General features: G+C 72.2%; 27 protein-coding genes and 1 pseudogene. 13 read left to right on the top strand and 15 right to left on the bottom strand.

Translation table 11 applies throughout. The annotated features are described in order from the left end of the window. Window positions 1–63 precede the first annotated feature (63 nt). Complete coding sequence (locus tag OG371_RS43315; protein ID WP_329062926.1) at window positions 64–936, top strand: helix-turn-helix transcriptional regulator; 873 nt, start codon at window positions 64–66, stop codon at window positions 934–936. 112 nt (window positions 937–1,048) lie between these two features. Continuing rightward, the gene (locus OG371_RS43310; protein ID WP_329062924.1) at window positions 1,049–1,900 is read left to right on the top strand and encodes an oxidoreductase; all 852 of its coding nucleotides are present in this window, start codon (window positions 1,049–1,051) and stop codon (window positions 1,898–1,900) included. A gap of 22 nt (window positions 1,901–1,922) precedes the next feature. Here OG371_RS43310 and OG371_RS43305 read toward each other — a convergent pair whose 3' ends face one another. After that, entirely contained in the window at window positions 1,923–2,630 is a 708-nt protein-coding gene (locus OG371_RS43305; RefSeq protein WP_329062922.1) for an SDR family NAD(P)-dependent oxidoreductase, read from the bottom strand. 371 nt (window positions 2,631–3,001) lie between these two features. Between OG371_RS43305 and OG371_RS43300 the strand changes: the two genes are divergently transcribed. Beyond that, complete coding sequence (locus OG371_RS43300) at window positions 3,002–3,739, top strand: GAF and ANTAR domain-containing protein (RefSeq protein ID WP_329062920.1); 738 nt, start codon at window positions 3,002–3,004, stop codon at window positions 3,737–3,739. Window positions 3,740–3,790: 51 nt separating this feature from the next. Here OG371_RS43300 and OG371_RS43295 read toward each other — a convergent pair whose 3' ends face one another. Further along, window positions 3,791–4,270, bottom strand: coding sequence for a Dps family protein (locus OG371_RS43295; RefSeq protein ID WP_329062919.1), 480 nt, complete (start codon window positions 4,268–4,270; stop codon window positions 3,791–3,793). Then, complete coding sequence (locus tag OG371_RS43290) at window positions 4,267–4,503, bottom strand: DUF2180 family protein (protein ID WP_329062918.1); 237 nt, start codon at window positions 4,501–4,503, stop codon at window positions 4,267–4,269. The genes OG371_RS43295 and OG371_RS43290 overlap by 4 nt, the downstream gene beginning before the upstream one ends. 212 nt (window positions 4,504–4,715) lie before the next feature. Here OG371_RS43290 and OG371_RS43285 point away from each other — a divergent pair, with 212 nt between their 5' ends. The 3 genes from OG371_RS43285 to OG371_RS43275 all read left to right on the top strand — a co-directional run bounded on the left by OG371_RS43285 (window position 4,716) and on the right by OG371_RS43275 (window position 7,682). Continuing rightward, window positions 4,716–5,162 carry a Fur family transcriptional regulator gene (locus OG371_RS43285; RefSeq protein ID WP_329062916.1) on the top strand — a complete coding sequence of 149 codons (447 nt, stop codon included), beginning with the start codon at window positions 4,716–4,718 and terminating at the stop codon, window positions 5,160–5,162. Between the two features lie 87 nt (window positions 5,163–5,249). Beyond that, the gene (locus OG371_RS43280) at window positions 5,250–6,167 is read left to right on the top strand and encodes an AurF N-oxygenase family protein (protein WP_329062914.1); all 918 of its coding nucleotides are present in this window, start codon (window positions 5,250–5,252) and stop codon (window positions 6,165–6,167) included. Window positions 6,168–6,170: 3 nt separating this feature from the next. Beyond that, window positions 6,171–7,682: an FAD-dependent oxidoreductase gene (locus OG371_RS43275; RefSeq protein WP_329062912.1), complete on the top strand. Its 1,512-nt coding sequence runs from the start codon at window positions 6,171–6,173 to the stop codon at window positions 7,680–7,682. 42 nt (window positions 7,683–7,724) lie between these two features. Here OG371_RS43275 and OG371_RS43270 read toward each other — a convergent pair whose 3' ends face one another. Further along, window positions 7,725–8,654: a DMT family transporter gene (locus tag OG371_RS43270; protein ID WP_329062910.1), complete on the bottom strand. Its 930-nt coding sequence runs from the start codon at window positions 8,652–8,654 to the stop codon at window positions 7,725–7,727. Window positions 8,655–8,745: 91 nt separating this feature from the next. Between OG371_RS43270 and OG371_RS43265 the strand changes: the two genes are divergently transcribed. After that, on the top strand, window positions 8,746–9,651 hold the full coding sequence (locus tag OG371_RS43265) for a LysR substrate-binding domain-containing protein (protein WP_442876212.1): 906 nt from the start codon (window positions 8,746–8,748) through the stop codon (window positions 9,649–9,651). Here the strand turns inward: OG371_RS43265 and OG371_RS43260 are convergent. Further along, window positions 9,637–10,572, bottom strand: coding sequence for a DMT family transporter (locus tag OG371_RS43260; protein ID WP_329062906.1), 936 nt, complete (start codon window positions 10,570–10,572; stop codon window positions 9,637–9,639). The genes OG371_RS43265 and OG371_RS43260 overlap by 15 nt on opposite strands. A gap of 37 nt (window positions 10,573–10,609) precedes the next feature. Here OG371_RS43260 and OG371_RS43255 point away from each other — a divergent pair, with 37 nt between their 5' ends. Beyond that, window positions 10,610–12,016, top strand: a complete 1,407-nt coding sequence (locus OG371_RS43255) for an aminotransferase-like domain-containing protein (protein ID WP_329062904.1) — start codon at window positions 10,610–10,612, stop codon at window positions 12,014–12,016. A 10-nt stretch (window positions 12,017–12,026) separates the two neighbouring features. Here the strand turns inward: OG371_RS43255 and OG371_RS43250 are convergent, their stop codons facing one another. Next, window positions 12,027–12,302: a hypothetical protein gene (locus OG371_RS43250; RefSeq protein WP_329062901.1), complete on the bottom strand. Its 276-nt coding sequence runs from the start codon at window positions 12,300–12,302 to the stop codon at window positions 12,027–12,029. A 485-nt stretch (window positions 12,303–12,787) separates the two neighbouring features. Between OG371_RS43250 and OG371_RS43245 the strand changes: the two genes are divergently transcribed. Then, window positions 12,788–14,179, top strand: coding sequence for a pyridoxal phosphate-dependent decarboxylase family protein (locus OG371_RS43245; RefSeq protein WP_329062900.1), 1,392 nt, complete (start codon window positions 12,788–12,790; stop codon window positions 14,177–14,179). A 6-nt stretch (window positions 14,180–14,185) separates the two neighbouring features. Here OG371_RS43245 and OG371_RS43240 read toward each other — a convergent pair whose 3' ends face one another. After that, on the bottom strand, window positions 14,186–15,388 hold the full coding sequence (locus OG371_RS43240) for a lipase family protein (RefSeq protein WP_329062898.1): 1,203 nt from the start codon (window positions 15,386–15,388) through the stop codon (window positions 14,186–14,188). Window positions 15,389–15,526: 138 nt separating this feature from the next. Here OG371_RS43240 and OG371_RS43235 point away from each other — a divergent pair, with 138 nt between their 5' ends. Beyond that, on the top strand, window positions 15,527–16,126 hold the full coding sequence (locus tag OG371_RS43235) for a TetR/AcrR family transcriptional regulator (protein ID WP_329062896.1): 600 nt from the start codon (window positions 15,527–15,529) through the stop codon (window positions 16,124–16,126). A 64-nt stretch (window positions 16,127–16,190) separates the two neighbouring features. Further along, entirely contained in the window at window positions 16,191–17,690 is a 1,500-nt protein-coding gene (locus tag OG371_RS43230; protein ID WP_329062894.1) for an FAD-dependent monooxygenase, read from the top strand. Window positions 17,691–17,697: 7 nt separating this feature from the next. Here the strand turns inward: OG371_RS43230 and OG371_RS43225 are convergent, their stop codons facing one another. The 3 genes from OG371_RS43225 to OG371_RS43215 all read right to left on the bottom strand — a co-directional run bounded on the left by OG371_RS43225 (window position 17,698) and on the right by OG371_RS43215 (window position 19,262). Beyond that, a complete protein-coding gene (locus OG371_RS43225; RefSeq protein ID WP_329062892.1) occupies window positions 17,698–18,519 on the bottom strand; it encodes a VOC family protein in 822 nt (273 codons plus the stop codon). Window positions 18,520–18,647: 128 nt separating this feature from the next. Continuing rightward, window positions 18,648–19,004, bottom strand: a complete 357-nt coding sequence (gene tatB, locus OG371_RS43220; protein ID WP_329062890.1) for a Sec-independent protein translocase protein TatB — start codon at window positions 19,002–19,004, stop codon at window positions 18,648–18,650. A gap of 114 nt (window positions 19,005–19,118) precedes the next feature. After that, window positions 19,119–19,262, bottom strand: a complete 144-nt coding sequence (locus OG371_RS43215; protein WP_329062889.1) for a hypothetical protein — start codon at window positions 19,260–19,262, stop codon at window positions 19,119–19,121. A gap of 16 nt (window positions 19,263–19,278) precedes the next feature. Here OG371_RS43215 and OG371_RS43210 point away from each other — a divergent pair, with 16 nt between their 5' ends. Next, window positions 19,279–19,764: a transglycosylase SLT domain-containing protein gene (locus OG371_RS43210; protein WP_329062887.1), complete on the top strand. Its 486-nt coding sequence runs from the start codon at window positions 19,279–19,281 to the stop codon at window positions 19,762–19,764. Window positions 19,765–19,770: 6 nt separating this feature from the next. Here the strand turns inward: OG371_RS43210 and OG371_RS43205 are convergent, their stop codons facing one another. Beyond that, a complete protein-coding gene (locus OG371_RS43205; RefSeq protein ID WP_329062885.1) occupies window positions 19,771–20,502 on the bottom strand; it encodes a zf-HC2 domain-containing protein in 732 nt (243 codons plus the stop codon). Window positions 20,503–20,566: 64 nt separating this feature from the next. On the opposite strand from OG371_RS43205, the gene OG371_RS43200 reads away from it, so the two are divergent. Beyond that, window positions 20,567–21,136: a sigma-70 family RNA polymerase sigma factor gene (locus tag OG371_RS43200; protein ID WP_329062883.1), complete on the top strand. Its 570-nt coding sequence runs from the start codon at window positions 20,567–20,569 to the stop codon at window positions 21,134–21,136. Between the two features lie 6 nt (window positions 21,137–21,142). Here the strand turns inward: OG371_RS43200 and OG371_RS43195 are convergent, their stop codons facing one another. The 4 genes and pseudogenes from OG371_RS43195 to OG371_RS43180 form a co-directional block, all read right to left on the bottom strand. Beyond that, window positions 21,143–21,814 carry an SDR family oxidoreductase gene (locus tag OG371_RS43195; protein WP_329062881.1) on the bottom strand — a complete coding sequence of 224 codons (672 nt, stop codon included), beginning with the start codon at window positions 21,812–21,814 and terminating at the stop codon, window positions 21,143–21,145. Next, window positions 21,811–22,296, bottom strand: a pseudogene (locus OG371_RS43190) (2-hydroxyacid dehydrogenase); the annotation flags it as partial. The gene OG371_RS43195 and the pseudogene OG371_RS43190, both read right to left, overlap by 4 nt. Window positions 22,297–22,401: 105 nt before the next feature. Next, the gene (locus OG371_RS43185; protein WP_329062880.1) at window positions 22,402–22,848 is read right to left on the bottom strand and encodes an SRPBCC family protein; all 447 of its coding nucleotides are present in this window, start codon (window positions 22,846–22,848) and stop codon (window positions 22,402–22,404) included. Window positions 22,849–22,942: 94 nt separating this feature from the next. Beyond that, on the bottom strand, window positions 22,943–23,485 hold the full coding sequence (locus OG371_RS43180) for a helix-turn-helix transcriptional regulator (RefSeq protein WP_329062878.1): 543 nt from the start codon (window positions 23,483–23,485) through the stop codon (window positions 22,943–22,945). Window positions 23,486–23,926 lie beyond the last annotated feature (441 nt).

The following is a 23,926-nucleotide window of genomic DNA, read 5'->3' as shown; positions in this document are numbered from 1 at the left end:
CGTAGTACTGGCAGGACCAGCTATGCCCTTGGTGATCAGTCGGGCGTGCAGCAGACTCGAGTCATGGGCAAGAACGACTTGGGTGACTTCCTGCGGGCCCGGCGGGCCGGGCTGACGCCGGACAAGGTCGGCCTGCCGGCCGAGTCCGGCGCCGGCCGCCGCGTCGCCGGACTGCGGCGCAGTGAGGTCGCGCAGCTGGCCGGGGTCAGCGCGGAGTACTACACCCGGCTGGAACAAGGCCGCGCCCGTCAGCCGTCCGAACAGGTATTGCAGGCCCTCGGCGACGCGCTGGGGTTCGACGACATCGAGCGGCGGCATCTGTTCGCCCTCGCGGGCGCCGCGGCCGGGCCCAAGGACCGGGGCGAGCACTCGGCGCGGATGCGGCCGGCGTTGCGGCAGGTACTGGAGTCGATGGAGCTGGCCGCTGCCTTCGTCAGCGACCGGAACCTCGCCGTGGTCGGCGGGAACCCGTTGTGGGCCTTGCTGTTTCCCGATGTGGCCGAGCTGCCGCGCCGGGAACGCAGCATGGCCCGCTGGACGCTGCTGGACCTGCGGGCCCGGCTGGTGTGGTGCGACTGGGAACGCGTCGCCCGCGATTACGTGCACGGGTTGCGGCTGGCCGCCGCCGCGCAGCCGCGGAACCAGCACATCGCCGCCCTGATCGGCGAGCTGATGATGCGCTCACCCGAGTTCCCGGCGTGGTGGTCGGAACACCGCGTCCAGGAACGCAGCACCGGGCTCAAACGCCTGCACCACCCCGTGGTCGGCGACCTGGAACTGCAGTACGAGATCTTCACCCCGGTCGCCGACCCGCGCCAGTCGCTCGTGGTCTACAGCGCGCCGTCCGGCTCGCCGGCCCAGGAACGCCTGCGGCTGCTGGCCAGCTGGGGCAGTGAGCCCGCCGCCGCGCCGGCCCGGGACAACGCCGGGTCCTGACCACCGCCCAAACCCCGGCGATTCGAAACCACATAGCCACGGCCCCGCGAACCCGCGGGGCCGATGCCGCCGTGCCCACGCACCGGCACTCATCCACGAGAGGAAACCCGTAGTGAGCAAGACATTCCTGATCACCGGCGTCAGCACCGGCCTCGGCCTGGCCGTCGCCCGGCGAGCCCTGGCAGCCGGGCACCGGGTCGCCGGCACCGTGCGCACCGAGCAGCACGCAGCGGCCTTCCGGGCGCTGGACCCCCAACGTGCCCGGGCCTTCCTCCTCGACCTGGCGGACACCGACCGGATCGAGCCCGCGGTGCGGGCCGCCGAGGCGGAGCTGGGCCCGATCGACGTGCTCGTGGCCAACGCCGGCTACGGGCTCGAAGGCACCTTCGAAGAGTCGTCGATGGCCGATCTGCGCCGCCAGTTCGAGGTGAACGTCTTCGGCACGGTGGCGACGATCAAAGCGGTCCTGCCCGGCATGCGGGAACGGCGCGGCGGCCACATCTTCGTCGTCACCTCGATGGGCGGGCTCACCACCTTCCCCGGGCTGGCGTTCTACGAGGGCAGCAAACACGCCCTCGAAGGCATCACCGACACCCTCGCCCAGGAGGTCACCCAGTTCGGCGTGCGGGTCACCGCCGTGGCCCCCGGCGCCTTCAAAACCGACTGGGCCGGGCGATCGCTGGTCCGCGCGCCCCGCAGCATCGCCGACTACGACGCCCTGTTCGACCCGATCCGGACCCGTCGCCAGGCCCTGGCCGGCCAGGGCATCGGCGACCCCGATCGCGCGGGCGACGCCATCCTCACCGTCCTGGACGCGGAGAAGCCGCCCGTGCACCTGCTGCTCGGCTCGGACGCGCTGCGCCTGGTCGCCGCCGGGCGCCAGCGGGTCCAGGACGACTTCGACGCCTGGGCGGAGCTCAGCCGTTCCACCGACTCCACGGAAGGTGGAGTGACCGTCGCCTGACCCGTCCGCCGTCGGTCCCGGGTCAGACCGCCGGGGCGGGCGGCACCGGCGGCCGCCCGGCTGCCAGCCGTTCGGCCTGGGTCACGACGGCGCCGCGCCATTCCGCCGGGACGACGGCGAACACCCCGTCGTCCACGGCGCGCAGGGCTTCGTCGGCGACCAGGGCCGGGTCGATGCCCTCGGCCGACATCCCGGTGGCGACCAGGGCCGGGCAGATCATGCTGATCCGCACCGCGCTGCCTTCCAGCGCCATGGCCGCGTGCTGGACGACGGCGGCGACGGCGTGCTTCGACGGGCCGTACGCGCCACCGCCGGGGAACACCGCGAGCCCGGCCAGCGACGCCGTCACCAGCACGTGCGCCGGCTCACCGGAGGCGAGCAGGGCAGGGACGAACGCGCGGAGCCCGTTGACCACCCCGGCGACGTTGATCGCGAACACCCGGTCCCACTCGGCGGCCGGGACCTCCCACGGCGCGCCCGGCGACTGCCCCACCACGCCCGCGTTGAGGCAGATCAGCCGGGCTTCGCCGGCGGCCGCGGCCAGCGCGGTCATCGCGTCCGGGTCCGCGACGTCGGCCGGGACCGCCCGGGCGCCCAGCGGGTCCGCGGCCGCGGTGAGGGCGGCGTCGTCGATGTCGGCCAGGATCAGGTCGGCGCCACGCTCGTGCAGTGCCCGGGCCAATGCCCGTCCGATCCCGCTCGCCGCGCCGGTCACCACTGCTGTGGTCAAGGAGTTCCCCCAGGAGTCGTCGGTCCTGGCCCCAGTCTCCCAGCCCGCGATCGGATCGCCGGCGATCGGGGGCGCGGCATCCGCGGCCGATCCCGGCGGCGGCGCATCGGACTGGGGTGCGGGGCAATTCGCCACGGTTTTCGCAGGCCGTTTCCACCAATTCCGGAATGGGCGCATAACTGTGCCGGAAACGGAGGAACCCGGTCGGCACGCGCCGCTGCGCAGAGTGATTCGTTGCGGTGGCGGGATGCGGCGAACCCGTGTTCCGAGTGCCGGATCGGCGCCTGCGTCATTCGGCGGTGCCCACTGGCCGGATTTCCCGGTTTCGTGAACACCGCTGGTTTTTCCGCATCGTGAAGGACGGCTTGACTTTGACGGAACCAGACTCGCCCGGCGGGCGGCTGCTCGAAGCCGTCGCCGGGATCGCGGACACCCTCGGCGACGGCTTCGAGGTCGCCGGCTTCCTCCATGGGCTGGTGAGCCGGTGCGTCGAGATCCTCGACGTCGACGCCGCCAGCGCGCTGCTGCCCGGAGAACCCGGGTGGCCGCCGGCGATCGTGGGCACCGACGAGCGGGCGCGGCGGCTGGAGCTGCTCCAGCTGCGCTCCGGGGAAGGCCCGGCGGTCACGGCTTTCCGCACCGGCATCCCGGTCAGCCTGCGGACCGGGATCGGGGCGGCCACGCGGTGGCCGGTCTTCGCGGCCGCGGCGGCGCAGGCCGGGTTCGCCGCGGTCGACGCCGTGCCGATGCGGCTGCGCGGCGAGGTCATCGGCACGCTCGGCCTGTTCCACGTCCGCGGCGGCCCGCTGCCGGCGGACCAGCGCCGGATCGCGCGCACCATCGCCGGCGTCGCCACCATCGGGCTGCTTCAGCAGCGCGCCATCAGCCGCAAGGCGACGCTGGCCGCGCAGCTGCAGGAAACGCTCAGCACCCGGGTGGTGGTGGAGCAGGCCAAGGGCTTCCTCGCCGAACGGCTCGGCGTCGACGTGGCCACCGCGTTCGCGATCATGCGCCGCTACGCACGCAGCCGGGACGTCGAACTCGGCGACGTCGCGCGGTCGGTGATCGAGGGGCGCAAGAGCCCGGAGGAGCTGTCCGGACCGGGCTGAACCGGCTCCGTGCGGCCGTCCCGGTCCGGGGCGGCCGCACGGGCATGGCGGTCAGTGGTCCGCGTTCTCCGAACGCAGCATCCACGCCTTCTCCTCGAGCCCCTGGATCACGGCGTGCAGCAGGTCGGCCGTGGTGGGGTCTTCGGCGTCCACCGCGTCGTGCACGGCGCGGACGCCTTCGACGGCGTTGACCACCAGGTCGGTCATCGTGGTGAGCACCGTCGGCACCGGCTGCTCGCCCGCGGGGAGGTCGCCGATCTGCCGGCTCGCGTCGACGGTGCCGGGACGGCCGTCCGGGGTGGCGTGCAGCGCGCGCATCCGCTCGGCGACGTCGTCGGCGAATCCGCTGACGGCGTCCACGACCTCGTCCAGCAGGAGGTGGACGCTGCGGAAGCCCGCGCCCGTGACGTTCCAGTGGGCGTTCTTCGCCTGCAGCTGCAGCGCGATCAGGTCGACGAGCACCTGCTGCAGCGCCGTGCTCAACGCCGCCGAGGCGACGAACCCGGTGGTGGCGGTCTGGGTCTTGGTCATGTCCTGCTCCTCTCGAGGGTCTTTCCGTTCTTCGCCCCGTACCCGGCCCGCGAGCTACCGCACAGGCGGCATTCGACGCGGCGCCGGGCCCGGCTCGGCACCAGCACGCCGGGGCTCTGGGGCGGGATCTCCGCCACGGCCGCGTGGGCCAGGCAGGTGCCCGCTCCACAGTGGACACAGCAGCCGACGGCGGACCACTGCTCGTCTTGCTGCACGCAGTCGAGACAGATCACGCGGTGCTCCTCGGCGGTCGGTAGTTGGGGTACGAGGAACTTTCTAGTCCCTAGACTTGACATAGTCAATTGTCGTAATGAGTCAAGACTGGCCGATTTTCGGGTCATTTCAGCTGGTCAGAGGCATGACGGCAGACTGTGGCGGCGAGGCGGGGTGTGAGCTGTTCCTCTTCACCTTTGACTGAGTCAAGTCTGGCGGTATCCTCGCGGCCATGGACAACTCGGGCGGGCAGGACTTCGGTGCCCGGCTTCGCGAGCGGGGGCTGCGCAACACCCCGCACCGTCGCGCGGTGCTGGCGGCCGCCGGTCGGCAGCCGCACCTGACGGCGGCCGAGATCGCGGCGTCGCTCGACGACCGGGGTGACGGCATGCGCGCCGGCGCCGGCCTGTCGCGCCAAGGGCTTTACAACGTGCTGGACGACCTCGTCGGGGCCGGGCTGCTGCGGTCGGTGGAGCCGGCGGGCTCGCCCGCGCGGTTCGAGCTGGAGACCCACGACAACCACCATCACCTGGTCTGCCGGGAGTGCGGCCGGATGCAGGACGTGCCGTGCGCGGTCGGCGCCGCGCCGTGCCTTGACCCCGTTGAAGCGCCGGGTTTCCAGGTCGAACAGGCCGAGGTGACCTGGTGGGGCGTCTGCGCGGAGTGCGCCGCGTCCTGAGCGGAATTGCCCTCCCTTGAACCTCCCCAGGTTTGTGTTACCTTAGGTAACAGTAAATCGGAGTAACGGGAAGTCAGGGAGTCAGCCATGACCAGCGTCGACACCCGGCATCGAGCCGAGGAACCGCCGTCCGGCCGCGAGGAGGTGGCCCGGCGGCTGCTGGATTCGTCGGCGACGCTGTCCTACGACCCGGCGACCGAGGTCGACTGGGAGACGCCGCTCGACGTGGGCCTTCACGGCGCGAGCCCGGAGTGGAGCACCCTCTACGGCACCGATTACTGGGCCGAGATGACCGAGGAGCAGCGGCGCGAGCTGACCCGCCAGGAGGCGGCGTCGGTGGCGAGCACCGGGATCTGGTTCGAGATGATCCTGCAGCAGATGATCCTGCGGGACTTCTACGCGAAAGACCCGACCGACCCCGCGTTCCAGTGGGCGCTCACCGAAATCGCCGACGAATGCCGGCACTCCATCATGTTCGCGCGTGGCGCGGAGAAGCTGCGGGCGCCCGCGTACCGCCCGCGCCGGCTGGTCGTCGAGGCCGGACGGGTGTTCAAGGCCGTCGCGGTCGGCGAAGCGGCGTACGCGGCGATCCTGGTCGCCGAAGAGGTCCTCGACGTGATGCAGCGGGACTGGATGCGGGACGAGCGGGTGGTGCCGTTTGTCCGCACCATCAACAACATCCACGTGGTCGAGGAGTCGCGGCACATGAAGTTCGCCCGCGAGGAGACCCGGGAGCGGCTCAAGGGCGCGGGCTGGGTCCGGCGCCAGTTCAACGCGCTGGTGGTGGCCATCGCCTCGTACGTGATCGTGGGCAGCATGGTGAACCGGGACGTCTACGCCAACGCCGGGCTGGACGCCAAGCGCGCGATCCCGGTGGCGAAGGCGAACGAGCACCACAAGTCGATGATGCGCTCCAGCTGCGCCGGGCTGATGGAGTTCCTCGCCTCGGCCGGGCTGCTCACCAAGCCCGCGACCTGGTTCTACCAGCGCGCGAACCTGATCTGAGCCATGGCCTTCGCGATCACGCAGACCTGCTGCAACGACGCCTCGTGCGTCGCGGTGTGCCCGGTCAACTGCATCCACCCGACGCCGGACGAGCCCGACTTCGGCCGCACCGACATGCTCTACGTCGACCCGCGCGCCTGCATCGACTGTGGCGCCTGCGCCGACGCGTGCCCGGTGGACGCGATCTTCCCGGTGGACAGCCTGACCGCGCCGCTGAAGGCGTACGCCGGGGTGAATGCCGGGTACTACGCGGATCGTGAAGCCGTTGTGGGCACTGAATCCACTGTGGACCCGTCGCCGAATTTCCACGCCTGGGGCCCGCCGGTGTTCAACCGCGACATCCCGAGCGACTTCGCCCCGCTGGACGTCGCGGTGGTCGGCACCGGCCCGGCCGGCATGTACGCGGTCGAGGACCTCTTGCTGCACACCAATTCCCGGGTCACGCTGATCGACCGGCTGCCGGTTGCGGGCGGGCTGGTGCGGTACGGCGTCGCGCCCGACCACCCGTCGACGAAGAAGATCGGCGACACTTTCGCGCGCTTCCACAGTCACCCGCGGCTCCGTCTGCGGCTGGGCGTCGAGGTGGGCCGCGACGTCACTGTGGCGGAGCTGGCCGCGCGGCACGACGCGGTGATTTACGCGGTCGGCGCCTCGGCCGCCCGCTCGCTCGGCATCGCCGGCGAGGACTTGCGGGGCAGCGTCGCCGCCACCACCGTGGTGCGCTGGTACAACGGCCATCCCGACGTCGCGGCCGACGTGCTCGATCTGTCGGACGAGCGGGTTGTGCTGGTGGGCAACGGAAACGTCGCGCTGGACGTGGCCAGGATCCTGACCGCAGACCCGGACTCGCTGGCGGGCACCTCGATCTCGCCGGCCGCGTTGGCGCGGTTGCGGACGGGCAAGGTTCGGGAGGTCGTGCTGCTCGCGCGCCGCGGGCCGGAGGCCGCCGCGTACACCCGGCCCGAGCTGCTCGCGCTGACCGGACAGGACGGGGTCGACCTGGTGGTCGACGCGCACGACCCGCGCACCGGCGAGGCCATCGACGCCGCGTCCGCCGCCGACAAGGCGAGCCTGCTCCAGGGCGTCGCGAGGGAGACCGTCGACTGGTCGGCGCCGCCCGCGCACGGAAAGCGCCGCATCGTGCTCCGGTTCCACTCCGCGCCGGTGGAGATCCTCGGCGACGCGCAGGTGCGCGGGATCCGGGTCACCGCGGCGGCCGGGGACGAGGAGATCGCCGCCGGGCAGGTCGTCCGCGCGGTCGGCTATCGCGGGATTCCGTTGGCGGGCTTGCCTTTTGACGAAGCCACCGGCACCATCCCGAACTCCGCCGGTCGCGTCGAAGGACAGCCGGGCGCTTACGTCGTGGGCTGGATCAAGCGCGGGCCCAGCGGCGGGATCGGCGCCAACAAGGCGTGCGCCGCCGAGACCGTGGCCACTTTGCTGGCCGACGCCGTCGACGGTCGGATCTCCCGCCGTTCACCGGGGTTGCTGTCGCGGTTGCGCCGACGTCCCTGAAAGCTCGTGAGTGTTCATGACGGTTAGAACCGCTCCAGCCACTCACGAGCTCTGGGGGCGGCGGCCTGAGCCGGCGAAGCAGACGGCGGCGAGGACCACCACGCAGCCGATCAGCTGCAGCGCACTGGGCGTCTCGCCGAGCAGCACGATGCCGAACAGCACCGCGCCGATCGGCTGCAGCAGCATCAGCGTCGCGCCGAGGGTGGCGGTCATCCGGGGGAGTGCGGCGGCGATGAGCAGCCAGCCGACGAGCTGCCCGACCACGGCGAGGCAGGCCAGCCAGCCGAGCGCGGGCCAGCCGGGCGTCAGGTCGAGGCCGTGGAACGGCACGCCCAGCGCCACCGCGACGGTGCCGGCCGAAAGCGTTGCCAGCAAAAGGGTTTGGACCTGCGTGCCCGGGCTGCTGCTGAGCCGGATCAGCAGGAGGTACGCGGCGTAGCCGGCGCCGGCGACCAGGGCCGCGACCGCGCCGGTGAGCGGGTCCGCACCGATCGTCTTGGTGCCGATGAACCCGCCGGCCAGCACGATGCCGCCGAGTAGCACCGGCGCCGTGAGCAGGAACCGGCGCCCGGGGCGCTCGGCGAGGAACGCGAACGCCAGCGCCGGCACGATGATCACCTGCACGGCCAGCAGGACCGTCGCGATCCCGGCGCCGACCCGGGGGATCGCCTCGCCCCACAGCACGAAGTCCAGGCCGAGGCCGCCGCCGGCCAGCAGCGGCAGCACGATCTTGGGCCGCGCGCCGACGCGCCGCCGCTCCCACCGCGCGAGCACGGCGAGCAGCGGCAGCGCGAACAGGCAGCGCCAGAACGCGCTGGTGGCCCCGCTGGTCCCGGACTCCTTGATGAACACCGAGGACAGCGCGATGCACAGCCCGCCGGCGGTGGCGAGCAGCCGCGGGTCGAAGCGGTCGGTGAGGGCGGAGATCGGGCCGATCGCGTCCGGGCGGGACGGCAGGCTGGTCGTGGTCACCCCTCCAGCCTGCGGGTCCGGACTGTCAAGGACAAGCGAATGTTCCTCAGCGAAATTAGGTAGCATCACTACCGTGTTCAGTGTGGATCGGATGCGCGCCCTGCACGCGGTCGCCCAGCACGGCTCGGTCGCCGCGGCGGCCGCGGCGCTGCACGTCACGCCCTCGGGCGTCTCGCAGCAGCTGGCGAAGCTGCAACGCGAGGCCGGGCAGGAGCTGCTGGAGCCGCGCGGCCGCGGCGTCCAGCTGACCCGCGCCGGCCAGGTGCTGGTCGCGCACGCGGAGAAGGTGCTGGCCCAGCTCGCCCAGGCGCGCTCGGACCTGGAGCTGCTGCGCGAGGACGTGTTGGGGCCGTTGCGGATCGGCGCGATCCCGACCACGGTGCACGCGTTGCTGCCCCCGGCGCTGGCCACGCTCGCCGCCCAGCATCCGCGCCTGGAGGTGACGCTGCGCGAGGGCGAGGCGGAGCAGACGATGCCGCAGGTGCTGGCGGGCGATCTGGACCTGGCCGTGCTGGAGAGCTGGGCAGACCGGCCGACCGTGCTGCCGCCGGGCACCGCCCAGATCACCCTGTTCTCCGACGTCGCGGACCTGGTGCTGCCCGCCGGGCACCGGCTCGCGCACCGCCGCGCGGTCGACCTAGCCGAAGTCGACGACCTGCCGTGGATCGGCTGGACCGCGGGCTCCGGCTGTTACGACTGGCTCGTGCAGGTCCTGCGCAAGCAGGGCCTCGACCCCCGGATCAGCTGCACCGTCGGCGGCTACCCGACGCAGCTCGCGCTCGTCGCAGGCAACGCCGGGGCCGCTTTGGTGCCGCGGCTGGCGCGTGAGTCCGTTCCTGACGGTGCTCGGGTTCTTACGACTCGGCCCGCGCTGGTGCGCACGATTCTCGCGGTTTGCCGGGCGGGGGAAGAGGAGCACGGTGGTGTTCGGGCGGCATTGGACGCCTTGCGTGCCGCGTCCGCTCGGTTTGAAGGCGCCGTGTCACCGGGTCGGTGATTCCTGTTGCAGCACAACGGTTCCCTTGAGTTCCCCGGTGGAAGCGGTTCGCCGACGGGCCCGCACCGCAGTCCCGGCGCAGACGACCACCGCGAGGCCGCCCAGTACGGTCGGCCAGGTCAGTGGTTCGTGCAGGAGCAGGGCCGCCCAGCTGATGGTCAGCACCGGCTGCACGAGCTGGACCTGGCTGACCCGCGCCATCGGGCCGATCGCCAGACCGCGGTACCAGGCGAAGAAACCGAGGAACATGCTCACCACCGCCAGGTAACCGAACGCCGCCCAGCCGGCGGGCGTGCCGCTCGGGGGGCGTTGGACGATCGAGACCGCGGTGAGCACGAACATCAGCGGCGCGGCGAGCACCAGGGCCCAGGACACGGTCTGCCAGGCACCCAGCTCACGCGCCAGCAGCCCGCCCTCCGCGTAACCGATCGCGGCCGCCAAGACCGCGCCGAACAACAGCAGGTCGGACCAGTGCAGTTCGCCGAATCCGCCGCCCTGCGCCGCGGCGAAGCCGATGGCCGCGATCGCGCCCACGGCGGCCATCACCCAGAACGAACGCGGTGGCCGTTCACGTCCGCGGAGTACCGCCGTCACCGCGGTCGCGGCGGGCAGCAGAGCGATCACGACCGCGCTGTGGCCGGCCGGCGCCGTGGTGAGCGCGAAGGACGTCAGGAGCGGGAAACCGATCACCACCCCGCCCGCGACGACCGCGGTGCGAGCCCACTGACGGCCACGCGGCGGGCGCTGCCGGGTGATCAGCAGCGCGCCCGCGGCGAGTACCGCGGCGATCGCCGCGCGGGCGGATCCGACGAACAGCGGCGACATCCCGCCGCCGGCCACGGCGACACGCGTGAACGGCACGGTGAAAGAAAAAGCCGCGACGCCCAGCAGTCCCCAGCCGAGCCCGGCTCGCGATAGCACTGTCGGCGCTTTCTGAGTAGCGCTACTATCCAGCTTCATGTCAGACGATAGCAGCTCGCGGATCGTCGCGGGACTCCGCGGATGGATCGCGACGGCCCCGCCGGGTGCGCGGGTGCCGTCCACGCGCGCACTGGTCGCCGAGTACGGCGCGGGCCCGGTCACGGTGCAGAAAGCGTTGCGCCGCTTGGCCGGGCAGGGCGTGGTGGAGAGCCGCCCGGGCGTGGGCACGTTCGTCCGCGCCGCCCGGACCGCCCGGCCGAACGACTACGGCTGGCAGACCGCCGCGCTCGGCTCGCCGAACCGCCGGATCGCGGACCAGCCGGCCGCGCTGCAGACCGTCTCGAACGACATGATCGCGCTGCACTCGGGTTACCCGGACCGCGAACTCCTGCCGGATCGCCTGGTACGCGCGGCTTTCGCCCGCGCGGCCCGCTCCGAGTCACCGGTCGACCGGCCCGCGACGGCCGGGCTGCCGGCCCTGCAGGCCTGGTTCGCGGCGGAGCTGGAATCGGTCACCCCGGCCGGCACGTCACCGGTCACCCCTGGCGACGTCGTGGTCATCCCCGGCAGCCAGGGCGGGCTGAGCACCGCGTTCCGCGCGCTCGCCGGGGCGGGACGGCCGCTGCTGGTGGAGTCGCCGACGTACTGGGGCGCGATCCTGGCCGCCGCGCAGGCCGGCGTGGACCTCGTGCCGGTGCCCAGCGGGCCCGGCGGCCCCGATCCCGAAGCGCTGTCCCGGTTGTTCGAGCAGTCCGGCGCGCGGGCCTTCTACGCGCAGCCGAGTTTCGCCAGCCCGACCGGCGCGCTGTGGTCACCCGAGCTGACCGGCCGGGTGCTGGAAGTGGTGCGCCACCACGGCGCGTTCCTGATCGAGGACGACGCGGCGCACGACTTCGGCATCACCGCCGACCCGCGCCCGGTCGCCGCGCTGGACGACGGCGGGCACGTGGTTTACCTCCGCTCGCTGAGCAAAAGCGTTTCCCCGGCGGTCCGCGTGGCCGCGCTGATCGCCCGCGGCCCGGCGCGCAAGCGGATCCTCGCCGACACCCAGGCGGAATCGATGTACGTCAGCGGGGTGCTGCAGGCGGTCGCGCTCGACGTCGTCACCCAGCCCGCCTGGCGGACCCACCTGCGCCGGCTGCGCCATCAGCTCAAGTCGCGCCGGGACCTGCTCGCCACCAGCCTGCGCGAGCACGCGCCGGGCGCACGGCTCGAGGTCTTGCCCCAGGGCGGGCTCAACCTCTGGGCGCGGCTGCCGGACACTGTGGACCTCGACCGGTTCCTGCGCGACTGCACCGCGGCCGGAGTGGTGATCGGCCCGGGCCACGAGTGGTTCCCGGCCGAGCCGACCGGGCAGTTCATCCGGCTCAACTACGCGGGCCCCAACCCCGGAGCGTTCGCGGACGGGGCCCGCGTGATCGGCCGCGCGCTCGACGGCCACTGACCGGCGCTGCCTAGCCGACGGGGAGCCGGTCGCGTTCGCGCAGCAGGATCGGGCGGACCCGGCGCATCCGGAGTCGCGTGTAGACGAGCACCAGCACCAGCACGGCCAGCAGCGGAGCCTGGGAAAGCAGCAGTGAGTCCATCACCTGCTCGGGCGGGAAGCGGTACACGATGACCGCCCGCAGCACCGCGTCCACCAGGAAGCCGACACCCCACACCACGGTCACCGAGCGGATCGCGCCACGGAACTGCGCGGAGGTGTCCCAGCACCGTTCGTAGGCGGCCATCAGCCTCCGCCCAGCCGGGCTCGGTGAGCGAGATCAGGCAGGAGCGCCTGCCGGGTCGATGGCCTTGCTCTGCGCACGGCGCATCGACTGGTTCAGCCGGGCCAGCGGATACACGATCCGCTCGAGGTCTTCGTACTCGTGGGGCATGCAGCCACCGTGACAGGGATGACCCTGACCCCTGCCCTGAGGCCACCTGAGCCCCCTCGCCCCTCCGCCGAGAGTCTTTTGGGCAGCATTCGGCGACCGGTTCCGGGATTCCGCGAGTAATACTTGTGGATGCGCCGGGGCACTACTGTGAACGACGTAAACGGCCTCGTGACTTTCGCGCAAACTTGACGAGATGTTTCCGGCTCGGAAGGGCAACTGGCCGCCCCTGTCGATCACCGTGCGTGAAGTCAATAGGCCGTCGGATTCTGTTTCACCGCAAGGATCCTGCGGCAGAACGGGTCTGGAAACGTGGAAGCCCGCCCGCTATCGTCCCGGCCGTGCTTGATCATCTCGAGTCGAATGGTCACGACTTCCGCTCCCTGCTCGACCAAGTAACCACCGAACTCGCCGGGTTCGTCGACGGGCTGCCGCAGGCGCCGGTGGACGGCACGGCGACCGCCCCCGAGATCGTCGATCTGGTGGCCGAGCCGCCTGGGGAGAGCCCCGGCGACGTCGGCAAGGTGCTGTCCTTCGCGTTCAAAGCCGGTGGCGCCGCGATCGAAACGGCCAGTCCCCGGTTCTTCGGTTACGTGCCCGGCAGCGGGCTGGTCAGCTCCGCGGTGGGGGAGCTGATGGCCCGGGTGCTCAACCGGTTCACCGCGATCGGCGACTTCGCGCCGGGCCTGGTCGCGCTGGAGCACGGGGTGCTGACCTGGCTCGGCGAGCTGTTCGGGCTGCCCGCGGGAGCGACCGGGATCCTCACCAGCGGCGGTTCGGCGGCGATGCTGTCGATGGTGGTGGCGGCCCGGGAAAACCGGCTCGGGCCGGACGCGGACCCCGGCGCCGCCCGGCTCTACGTCTCGGACCAGACCCATTACTGCGTCGCGAAGGCCGCGCACGTCGCCGGGTTCCCCGCGCGGTCCGTCCGGCTCGTGCCGACCTCCGACGGACGGCGGCTCGACCCGGTCGCGCTGGCCGCGGCGATCGAGGCGGACAGCGCCGCCGGGCTCCGGCCGTTCCTGGTCGTCGGCACGGCGGGCACCACCAACGCCGGCGCGGTCGATCCGCTCGGCGCGATCGCCGAGGTCGCGCGCGAGCACGGGCTCTGGTTCCACGTCGACGCCTGTTACGGCGGCTTCTTCCAGCTCACCGCGCGCGGCCGGGCCCGGCTCGAGGGCATCGGCCGCGCCGACTCCATCACCGTGGACCCGCACAAGAGCCTGTTCCTGCCCTACGGCACGGGCGCGCTGCTGGTCCGCGAACGCCGCCAGCTCACCGCGTCCTACCCCGGCGACCGCGCGGCCTACCTGCCGGACGTCGCCGGCGACACCCTGCCCGACTACGCCCACCTCGGCTACGAGCTGACCCGCGAGCACCGCGGGCTGCGGATCTGGCTGCCGCTGCACCTGCACGGGCTGGACGCGTTCCGCCGCGCCCTCGACGAAAAGCTCGACCTGGCCCGGTACCTGTACGACGAGCTGGCCGCGCACCCGGCGCTGGACCTGCCGCACCCGCCCGAACTGTCCACTGTGGTCTTCCGCCTGCGTGAAGGCGGTGACGAGGCGAACCGGGCGCTGCTGGAGCGGATCCAGTCCGCGCGGCGGATCTTCCTGTCCAGCACCCGGCTGGACGGGCGGCTGACGCTGCGGCTCTGCGTGCTGTCCCACCTCACCCACCGGGAGCACATCGACGAGGCGGTGACGGTCATCCGGGCCGCGATCGACGCGTGACGGGCCTCAGCGCAGCGAGTTGAACCAGGGCACGATCTGCGGCAGCGCGACGGTCGGCGTGTCAAGGTGCTCGGTGGCACCGAGCCGGGTGAGCGGCGCGTCGACGCCGTGGGCCCGCAGATCCCGTTGGCAGCTCAGGGAGTTCGTGATCGGCACCTGGGTGTCGGCGTCGCTGGCGAAGAGCCGGACCGGGACACGCGGGCGCCAGTCCGAGCAGGTGCCGTCGCTGTCGCGGGCGGCGTCGAGCAGGGGACCGGACAGGTGCCGGACCCGGTTCAGGTAGCTGTCGGTGAACATCGCGGCGGGGGTGGCGGCGAGCCTCGGGAAGATGTCCTCCTCGCTGTGCGACCCGTCGAACAGGGACTCCGCGTACTGGTCGTACGGTGCGCGGAAGACCTCGGAAGCCTTGCCGTACAAGGGGAACAGCCGGTTCATCGAGACGGTCCAGTAGGACAGGTAGAACACCGCGACGTCCGGGGCGACCCGGCCGTCGAAGATGCCGGGCAGCTCGGCGCCGCGGGCGTCGTACGGTCCGCTGACCGGGGCCAGCGCGGCGAGCCGGAAACCGGGGTCCGCGTCGCCCTGCAACGCCTGGCCGGCCGCCATCGCCGCCTGGCCGCCCTGGGAGAACCCGCTGACGAAGATTCGCGGATCGAACCGCTTGCCCTGGTCCGAGGTCAGCGTCCGGGCCGCGCGCAGGAGGTCGAGGGTGGCCGAGGCCTCGGTTCGGGAATCCAGGTACGGGTGGAAACCGGGCCCGGTGCCGAGGCCGAGGTAGTCGGGCAGGACGGCGACGTAGCCGGCCGCGCCGAGCACCAGTCCCGCCTGCCGGTCCTGAAGGGACTCCTGCACCGACGCGACGTCCGCCCGGTTGCTGCGCGTGCCGTGCTCGTACACGGCGGTCCGGGGCGCGTGGGTCCGGGGGAGTACGACCAGCCCGCTCGCGGTGGTCGGCCGGCCGCGCCGGTCGGTCGTCCGGTAGGTGACCCGGTACGCGTCGAGCCCGTACCGCACGGTGGCCGAGCCGAACTGCGTGGCGTCGAGCGTGGCGCGGGCCCCGGCCTGGTCGAGGCTCTGCACGGGGACCGCGCTGAGCAGGGCGCCGTGGCTGGGCGCGGCGTCGGCCATTGTGGGCGCGCACAGCAGGGCGGCGGCGCAAGCCCCGGCCGTCAACGCGGTAATGATCTTGTGGCGTAAGCGTTTTGTCATGTCCGACAGCCTTTCGGCCCGGCGCCCGGCCGCCCATCCGGTGGACCGGTGGAGCCGGGGTAGGGCGCTCCCCACCCCGGAGGAACTTTCCGAATCGGCAACTTTGCAATTCTGGAAAGTTTCGCTACGGTGGTCACCATGACCTCCGAAGGGCTGCGGGAGCGCAAGAAGCGCGAGACCCGTCTCGCGTTGAGCCACGCGACGATCCGGCTCGCACTGGAGCGCGGGTGGGACAACGTCTCGGTGGAGGACGTCGCGGCCGCGGCGAACGTCTCCGAGCGCACCTTCCGCAATTACTTCACCAGCAAGGCCGAAGCGGTGGTCGCCACCCATGTGGAGCGTGGGCAGCGCATCGCCGAGGTCCTGCGGGAGCGCCCGGCGGACGAGCCGCTCTGGGACGCGCTGGTCGCGGCGGTCGTCGCGCAGTTCGAGCCGGCCGAGAGCGGCCCGCGCGACGACGGTTACGCCACCGCGCTCCAGGGGCTGCTCGCCCAGCCCGCGATCCAGCACGAGGTGTTCCGCGCCCACGCCCAAGCGCAGGACGAGCTGACCGCCGCCATCGCCGGCCGGACCGGCACTGCCGCCGAAGAGCTGTACCCGCAGGTCCTCGCCGCGGTGGTCGCGGCCGGGCTCGGCACCGCGATGGCGCACTGGACGCGGCAGCCGGACCGGTCGCTCGTCGCCGTGCTCCACGAGGTTTTCGATCAGCTCCGCGCCGGGTCGCCCGACCCGCGCTGACCCTTTTACTCGGTTGCCCGCGAAGGCGGGCTTGTCCGGCGTGCCCGGAAAAAGGAGAACAGCCATGGACGTAGTGATCGTCGGCGGCGGGCCCAACGGCCTGATGGCCGCCTGTGAACTCGCGCTCGGCGGCGTCCGGCCGGTCGTGCTCGAACGCCGCACCGAGCCGAACCCGGAACCCCGGTCGAACGGGCTGGTCGGCCAGGTCGTGCCGATGGTCGACCGGCGCGGGCTGTTCGAGCCGCTCAGCGGGCAGCCCGGCCCGCCGCGGCCCAACAACGGCTACTTCATGTTCGCCGCGATGCCGTTGCACCTCGGGCTCCTGGACCACAGCCCGATCTACAACCTGCCGGTGCCGGAGCTGAAAACCGTGCAGGTACTGGAAAAACGCGCCCTCGAACTCGGTGTCGAGATTCGCCGCGGGCACGAGTTCACCGGCCTCACCCAGGATTCGGAGGGTGTCACACTCACCGTCCGCGGTCCGGATTCGCAAGCGTACGAGCTGCGCACGCGGTACGTCGTCGGCGCGGACAGCGCGCACAGCCCGGTCCGCAAGGCCGTGGGCATCGGCTTCCCCGGCGTCACCTACGACCGCAGCACCAGCCGCAGCGCGTACGCCACCGTGCCGCCGGACTGGCTCGACCCGGCCACCGGCGCGCTGAACGTGCCGGGGCACGGGACCGTGCTGCCCTTCCTGCCGGTCCGGACCGCGCGCGGCGGCTTCTCGTACGCGCCGTTGCCCGGGCGGCCGCCGCTCGTCGCCACCGTCGAGTGGGACGAGCCCGAGAGCGCCAAGCCCATGACGCTCGACGAGATACGGGCCAGCATCAACCGGGTGCTCGGCGCCGACGTCCCGATCGGGCCGCCGCCTGGCGACGGACCGCACGTGCTGCGCCGGATCAACGGGGGCAGCACGCGCGTCGCGGAGAAGTACCGCGAGGGCCGGGTCTTCCTCGTCGGCGACGCCGCGCACGTGTTCGCCGCCGGCGGCACCGGGCTCAACCTCGGGCTGCAGGACGCGATCAACCTGGGCTGGAAGCTCGCGGCCGCGGTCCGGGGTACCGACCTGCTCGACACCTACGAGACGGAGCGGCGCGCGATCGCGGAGCGGACCATCACGTACGCCCAGGCTCAGGCGGCGTTGCTGGCGCCGGGGGAGGACGTCACCGGCCTGCGTGGGCTGTTCGGCGAGCTGCTGACCCAGCCGGGGGTCGTGCGGGTGCTCGCGGCTCTCGTCGCGGGCGCGGACGTCCGTTACCCGGTCGCCGCGGACGCCCACCCGCTGGCCGGCTGGCCCGCGCCGGACCTCGAACTGCACACGCCGGACGGCACGGCCCGCCTCGGCGAGCTGGTCCGGCGGGCGCGCCCGCTGCTGATCGACTTGACCGCGAACGGGTTGGGCGCGTCGCATGTGGACGGTGTGGAAGTGCTGCGCGCCAAGGCGGACACCGACGTCACCGCGCTCCTGCTGCGTCCGGATTCCTCTGTGGTCTGGGCGTCCAGCGAACCGCGGCCGGACACTGACGCCCTCCGCGCGGCCGCCGGTGAGTGGTTCGGCGCGTAAGGGGAGTTCAGTCGCCGTACGGGTCGTCGACCGCGGAGTGGTAGTCCCAATCCGCGGCCAGCGCCGGGTCGATGAGGGCGAACCGGGTGCCGGTGGGGTCGGACAGCACGGCGACTTTGCCCAAAGTGGACGAATAGGGGGCGAACCGCAGCCGCGCGCCCGCGCCGCGGGCCTCGTGCAGCGTCCGGTCGAAGCCCAGTCCGGGGTCGACGGCGAAGTGCGCGATCCAGCGGGGCGGCACGTCCGCGGGAGTGTCCAGCGCCATCCGCACCCGGCCGATCACCGAGTCCGGCCCGATGGAGTAGACCTTGTAGTCCACCGCGCTGCCGTCGCCGACCTGGCGCTGGGTGTAGCCGAACAGGCGGCTGTAGAAGCGATCGGCGATCTCGGCCTGGCGGGTGACGAACTCGATCCAGACCAGCGATCCGGGCACCCCGGCGGTGAACCCGTAGTCCACGGCCGGCTGGACCAGGCCGACGGTCGCCCCGCTCGGGTCGTCGATCAGCAGCTTGGCGCCCACGCCGGGCACGATGGTCGGCCGCGTCTCCAGCACGGTGCCGTCCAGCCGGATCACCTGCGCGCAGGCGGAGGCGAGGTCCGGGGTGGCCAGGTAGAGCGTCCAGTCCAGGATCGCGCCCGGGTGCGGCCGCAGCCCCGCGACCGGCTCGCCGTCGAGCAGCGCCAGCACGTAGTCCTGTCCGCCGGAATACTTGACCCGCTGGAATTCCCAGCCGAACAGGCGCTGGTAGAACCGCATGCTGCGGTCCAGGTCGGCGGTGGCCAGCTCGACCCAGAACGGGCTGCCCGCGCCACCGGGATGGACGCTCACCGGGGCACCATCCCCGGGCTGGTGCGGACGGGGACCGGTGTGGTGACGATCATGGAGTGGACTTTACCGGGTCATTACCCCGGGGTGTTCCCTGTGGGGTGGTGGTTTTCGATCCGCGTGGGGGTGGCTCAGGTGGCGTCCGGGTCGATCGGCGCCCGCTCGCCGGCCCGCAGCGGGGTCATTGCGGCGGTTGCCGTCGCGGCCGGGGGCTGGGCGGGGGTGGAGTCGTCGAGCAGGTAGCGGGTGACAGCGGTCCTGGGGTTGAACTCGCGCAGCGCCTGCAGGTCCTGCAACGGTTTGCGCAGCTCCTGGAACTCCGGCCCCAGCTCGGCGCGCAGCTGCTCCTGGGCGCCGGAGGCGAAACCGCGGACCCGCTGCACGGTCTGCGCCAGCCACCGCGCCGACTCCGGCAGCCGCTCCGGCCCGAGGATGAACAGGCCGGCGACCAACAGGACAAGCAGGTGGTCCAGGCTGAAACCGAACATTTCTTGACCTCCAGCCCCGCCGCGAAGTCCGCAGATTCGGTATACCCCATAGTAGGCACAGTCCCTGCGCAGGCAGGCGGGCACCGCGTGAGCGGCGAAAGGCGGAATGATGAATCAGCGCCGTGAGGGCAGACCTCGGCCCGCCGCGTCGGCGATCGTGGCGGTTTTGGCCGGATTGGCGCTCGCCGGATGTTCTGCGACGCCGGGGACCAGTGGCTCTTCGGCCAGTACGCCGAGTTCCGCGGCCGTTCCGTCCACCTCGGCCGATCCTTCGGTGACGAACCCGGACCCGTCGCGCTACGCCGCCCAGGTCCGCACCCGCGCGGCGGAAGCCGGAGTCGATCCGCAGCTGGTGATGGCGATCCTCTACAACGAGTCGTACAAACCGCACGACCCCGAGCTGGAACGCGCGTGGCAGAAAATCAAGCCGGACGCCGCGTTCGGCGTCGCGAACATGCACCGCGCCACGTTCGACCAGACCAAACACGGCCGCCCCTTCGCCGCCCGCACCTGGGAGCAACTCCCGGACGACCCGGACCTCGCCATCCAGGCCGAGGCCTGGTACCTGCACGACCTGTCCGCCCAGCTCCCCGCGGCCCACGGCAAGTACCAGACCTCGGAACTGCTCGCGCTGGGCTACAACACCGGCCCGGGCAACATGAAGGCCTTCGCCCGCGGCACCAAGCCCGGCGCGCAGGCGCAGACCTATTTGGACACTTTCCGCACCAATCAGGCGAAAGCGGCCACCGCGCTCGGCTGAGCTGTCTCAGGCAGCGTGATGCCGCCCGGCCGGCCGCTGCTGGTTCCGGCCCCGCCGCGGGCCCGGGCGGGCCAGACCGAAGGCACCGCGGCCCGGGACCTGGTTTTCGCCGTCAGCGCCCGGTTCCTCACCAAGACCAGGCCCCGGCTCCTGGCGCGCCCGATGCTGCCGGTGGACCGCGAACAGCAGCCCGAGGCCGACGACCAGGAACGCGTGCGTGAGCACCCGCCCGGCCGTCACCTGGCCGCCGATGAGGTCCGAGGTGGTCACCACCGTCAGCACCAGTACGAAGCCCGTGATCATCGGGAGCTGGCCGGCCGCGGCGCGGGTGCGCAGCGCCGCCCACAGCAGGCCGATACCGACAGCGAGGTTCCACGCCGCGCTCTCGTTGAGCAGGTGTCCGACCATGGCCGCGCCACCGTGCAAACCGGTGTCCATGCCGAGCAGCTGCGCGAACGCCAGCCCGCACTGCACCAGCCCGACCAAGCCCAGCGCCACCCGAAGGCCCCATTTCTCCCGCGAAACCGGCGGTGCCTGAGCCATGATCGACGCGGTGAGGTCGGGCACCGCGGGTGCGCTGCGGACCAGCATGGCGCGGCGCAGCGCTTCACCGCGGGCGTACCAGGCGCGGCACGCCGAGCAGGTGGCCAGGTGCGCGTCGACCTGGTCGGCGGGGAGCGGGCCGGGCTCGGAGTCCAGCCGGGCCGAAAGCGCTTCGCGGAAGATTTCGCAGCTCACGACTTACATAGTCGCCCGGGCGCCCTCCGGAGTTCCCGCGCCCCTGGTGCATTACCGTGAGTGCGTGTCCGGCAGCAGGGGCGACGAGGACGAGCGCATCACGGCGCTCGCACTGACCGCTGCCCGCGGCGACCAGGCCGCCCTGGAACGCTGGGTGCGCGCCACCCAGGCCGACGTCTGGCGGTTCCTGGCCCACCGCACCAGCCCGGCCGAGGCCGACGACCTCACCCAGGAGACCTACCTGCGGGCGTTCGGCTCGCTGCGCCGGTTCGCCGGACGGTCCAGCTCACGGACCTGGCTGCTGTCCATCGCGCGCCGGGTGGTCGTCGACCAGGTCCGGTCCGCGTCGGTGCGGCCGAAGATCTCCGGCACGGCGGACTGGCAGCGCGCGGCCGAGGACCAGACCGCGCGGGGACACGCGGCGGGCTTCGAGGACCTGGTCGAGCTCGGCGTTCTGCTGGCCGGCCTCGACGAGGACCGGCGTGAGGCGATCGTGCTCACCCAGTTCCTCGGGCTTTCCTACGCCGAGGCCGCCGAGGTGTGCGGCTGCCCGGTCGGCACTGTCCGGTCGCGGGTTTCCCGGGCCCGCGAAGACCTTCTGCGCGCGCAGGGCGAGACCAACAGCGCCATGTGACCCGGCTCAGAGGACCGCGGTGATCCCGCCGTCGACGTGGAGCAGCTGGCCGTTCACGAAATCCGACGCCGGCGCGCAGAGGAACAGCAGGGCCCCGACCAGGTCCTCGATCCGGCCCCAGCGCCCGGCCGGGGTGCGGCCGCGGATCCAGGCGCTGAAATCCTCGTCGGCCACGAGCGCCGCGTTCAGCTCGGTGTCGAAGTAGCCCGGGGCCAGGCCGTTGACCTGGATCCCCGACGGGCCGAGGTCGGCGCACATGCCCTTGGTGAGCATCTTCAGCCCGCCCTTGGTGGCCGTGTACGGCGTGATCCCGGGGCGCGCCAGCTCGCTCTGCACCGAGCAGACGTTCACGATTTTCACGCGGCCACGGGACTTCATCCCACGGGCCACCTCGCGGCCGACGAAAAACGCGCTGCTGAGGTTCGTCTCCAGTGCCTGCGCGATTCCCGCGGCGACGGCGTCGGGATCGGTCACGTCGAAGGGGACCGCGAACACCGTGGCGCCAGTGCTTTCCGCCAGTTCCTGCCGGGTCTGAGCCAGCTTCGCCTCGTCGCGTCCATTGAGGACGATCACGCACCCGGCTTCGGCCAGGCCCCGCGCCAGCGCCTCGCCGATGCCCCGGCTCGAACCGGTGACGAGGGCGGTTCGGCCCCGGACGTCGAAAACGGGGTGGCTCATCCCGGCACCGCCGAGGTGCCGGGAAGCGGGGTGCGCGCGGGCTCGCCGGAGAGCACGGCCAGGAGGTTGTCGACGGCGAGGTCCACCATCGCGGCCCTGGTCGCCTCGGTGGCGGAGCCGACGTGGGGGAGCGCCACCAGCCGCGGCTCCGCCAGCAGGTCGGCCACGTCCGCGCCGCGCGGCTCCCGTTCGAAGACGTCCAGGCCGGCGGAGTGGATGGTGCCTTCGCACAGGGCGGCCAGCAGAGCGGCCTCGTCGACGACGCCGCCCCGTGAAGTGTTGACCAGCGTCGCGGTCGGCTTCATCGCGCGCAGCTCGGCCGGGCCGATCAGGTGCCGGGTCGCCTCGGTCAGCGGGACGTGCAGCGAGACGATGTCCGACTGCGTCAGCAAAGTCGCGAGGTCGGCGGGCTCGGCCAGCCCGTCCGTGGGAGCCGAGTACGGGTCGTGGCACAGCACCCGGACGCCGAAGCCGGCCGCGCGCCGGGCGACGGCGCGGCCGGTCTCACCGACAAACTGAAGGCCAAGGGCCTCGTCGTCGAGGAATGACGGCTCGGTGCGGACCCCGTCCGCGGTCCGGACCGTGTCTTACGCGGGAGCCGGCTGCTCCGCGTACGCGGCCAACCCGTCGGCCATGCGCTGCATGACCCGTGACATCACGGGCCCCATCACCAAGCGCATGAGCGGGCCCGTGGCATAGGTGCCGTGCCAGTGGATGGCCGTGCCCCCGCCCGCGGCCGGGGTCAGGTCGATGACCGCCCGGTAGTCGTGGATGGCCTTGTTGAAGGCGTCGTCGTAAGTCAGCTGCCTTTCTTCGACGAGGCCGGTCAGCCGCTCGCCGGTGACGATCTTCCCGGTGCGGAACGCGCGGACGGCGCCGACCGGGTCCCGGCCGTCCGGGTCGAGCCCGCTGGACCGCTGGAGGTCCAGACCATCAACGGCCGACCAAGCGGGCCAGGTGCGGGCGTCGAGCAGCAGGCGCCAGACGGCGGCGGGCGGCGCGGCCGAGGTCGCGTGCGCGGAATAGCTCAGCATGATCGGAAATCCTCGACCGCGGGAACACAGGACACCAGCCGAAAGTAGGGCAAGCGGCCGGCCGGGGCCAGGCGCGGGATTGCCGTGGCGTCGATCAGATGTTGCGGTACACCGACGGCCGGACGCCGACCTGGCTCAGGAAGGCCGACGACAGCGTGCCAGGACTCGAGAAACCGCACTGGTCCGCGATCTGCGCGAGGCTGAGGGTGCTGCCGGACAACAGCCGCTGCGCTCGTTCGATCCGCAGCCGGGTGAGGAACCGATGGGGCGTTTCGCCGGTTTCCGCCCGGAAAACCCGGATGAAGTGGTACACGCTCAGGTGCGCCTCGGCGGCGATGGCGGCCAGCGTCAACGGCTCGGCCAGCCGCGCGGTCATCACGGCGATGCCCGCGCGGACCGCCGAGTGCTCGGGGCCGGGCAGGCGATCGTGGCGGCCCTGGGTGAGCAGGTGCGTCGCGAGGTAGGCTGCGGCGGATTCGGCGTACAGGTCGTTTGTAACCGCGACATGGGGAAGCGCGCGGACGATGTTCTCGACGATCGGGTCGCCCGCGCCGATAGCGGCCGACAGCCGGTCGAAGTCCGGCCGTCCGCCCAGGTGCTCCGCGGCCCGGTCGACGGTCGCGGACGGAATGTGCACCTGAATGGTGCGCAGCGCGGAAGAAGCCCGGTAGTCGCGGGTGCTCGCCCGGCCCGGCGCCAGTAGTTCCAGACTGCCGGGGACCCGGCGGCGACGGTCCGGTTTCCCGCCCGCGCGGGTCCGCCAGGTCCGCTACCGCCGGCATCGGCAGCTGCTCGGCCTGCGGCGCGTGGTCGAAACCCTGTACCAGCAACGACCGCCAGCCCGCGTCGTGCCAGCTGCAGTAGGTGCGTCGGACGTAGGCCGGCATGTCGAAATCCGCATAGGGCGCGAGGTCGAAGTCGGCCGACGGGAACACCCGGCCAGTTTAGTCGACCGCGTCGCCGGGCCGGCTCGCGTCGAAGCGCGGCGGATACAAGGCGGCCGGGCCCGGCGACCGACCCCCGCCGATTAATCCGCAAACCACTGTGGGTATATTTGCCGACCGGAAACATTTCCTCG

This window comes from Amycolatopsis sp. NBC_01480 (assembly GCF_036227205.1).
Classification (GTDB): domain Bacteria; phylum Actinomycetota; class Actinomycetes; order Mycobacteriales; family Pseudonocardiaceae; genus Amycolatopsis.
Note: the sequence above shows the minus strand (reverse complement) of the source record. Positions and strands in the feature narration are given on the sequence as shown.

Coding starts and splice junctions, on each gene's coding strand:
- OG371_RS43315 (WP_329062926.1), top strand. CDS start 64: ATGGGCAAGAACGACTTGGGTGACTTCCTGCGGGCCCGGCGGGCCGGG.
- OG371_RS43295 (WP_329062919.1), bottom strand. CDS start 4,270: ATGACCAAGACCCAGACCGCCACCACCGGGTTCGTCGCCTCGGCGGCG.
- OG371_RS43285 (WP_329062916.1), top strand. CDS start 4,716: ATGGACAACTCGGGCGGGCAGGACTTCGGTGCCCGGCTTCGCGAGCGG.
- OG371_RS43280 (WP_329062914.1), top strand. CDS start 5,250: ATGACCAGCGTCGACACCCGGCATCGAGCCGAGGAACCGCCGTCCGGC.
- OG371_RS43275 (WP_329062912.1), top strand. CDS start 6,171: ATGGCCTTCGCGATCACGCAGACCTGCTGCAACGACGCCTCGTGCGTC.
- OG371_RS43265 (WP_442876212.1), top strand. CDS start 8,746: ATGCGCGCCCTGCACGCGGTCGCCCAGCACGGCTCGGTCGCCGCGGCG.
- OG371_RS43255 (WP_329062904.1), top strand. CDS start 10,610: ATGTCAGACGATAGCAGCTCGCGGATCGTCGCGGGACTCCGCGGATGG.
- OG371_RS43250 (WP_329062901.1), bottom strand. CDS start 12,302: ATGGCCGCCTACGAACGGTGCTGGGACACCTCCGCGCAGTTCCGTGGC.
- OG371_RS43240 (WP_329062898.1), bottom strand. CDS start 15,388: ATGACAAAACGCTTACGCCACAAGATCATTACCGCGTTGACGGCCGGG.
- OG371_RS43235 (WP_329062896.1), top strand. CDS start 15,527: ATGACCTCCGAAGGGCTGCGGGAGCGCAAGAAGCGCGAGACCCGTCTC.
- OG371_RS43230 (WP_329062894.1), top strand. CDS start 16,191: ATGGACGTAGTGATCGTCGGCGGCGGGCCCAACGGCCTGATGGCCGCC.
- tatB (WP_329062890.1), bottom strand. CDS start 19,004: ATGTTCGGTTTCAGCCTGGACCACCTGCTTGTCCTGTTGGTCGCCGGC.
- OG371_RS43195 (WP_329062881.1), bottom strand. CDS start 21,814: ATGAGCCACCCCGTTTTCGACGTCCGGGGCCGAACCGCCCTCGTCACC.
- OG371_RS43185 (WP_329062880.1), bottom strand. CDS start 22,848: ATGCTGAGCTATTCCGCGCACGCGACCTCGGCCGCGCCGCCCGCCGCC.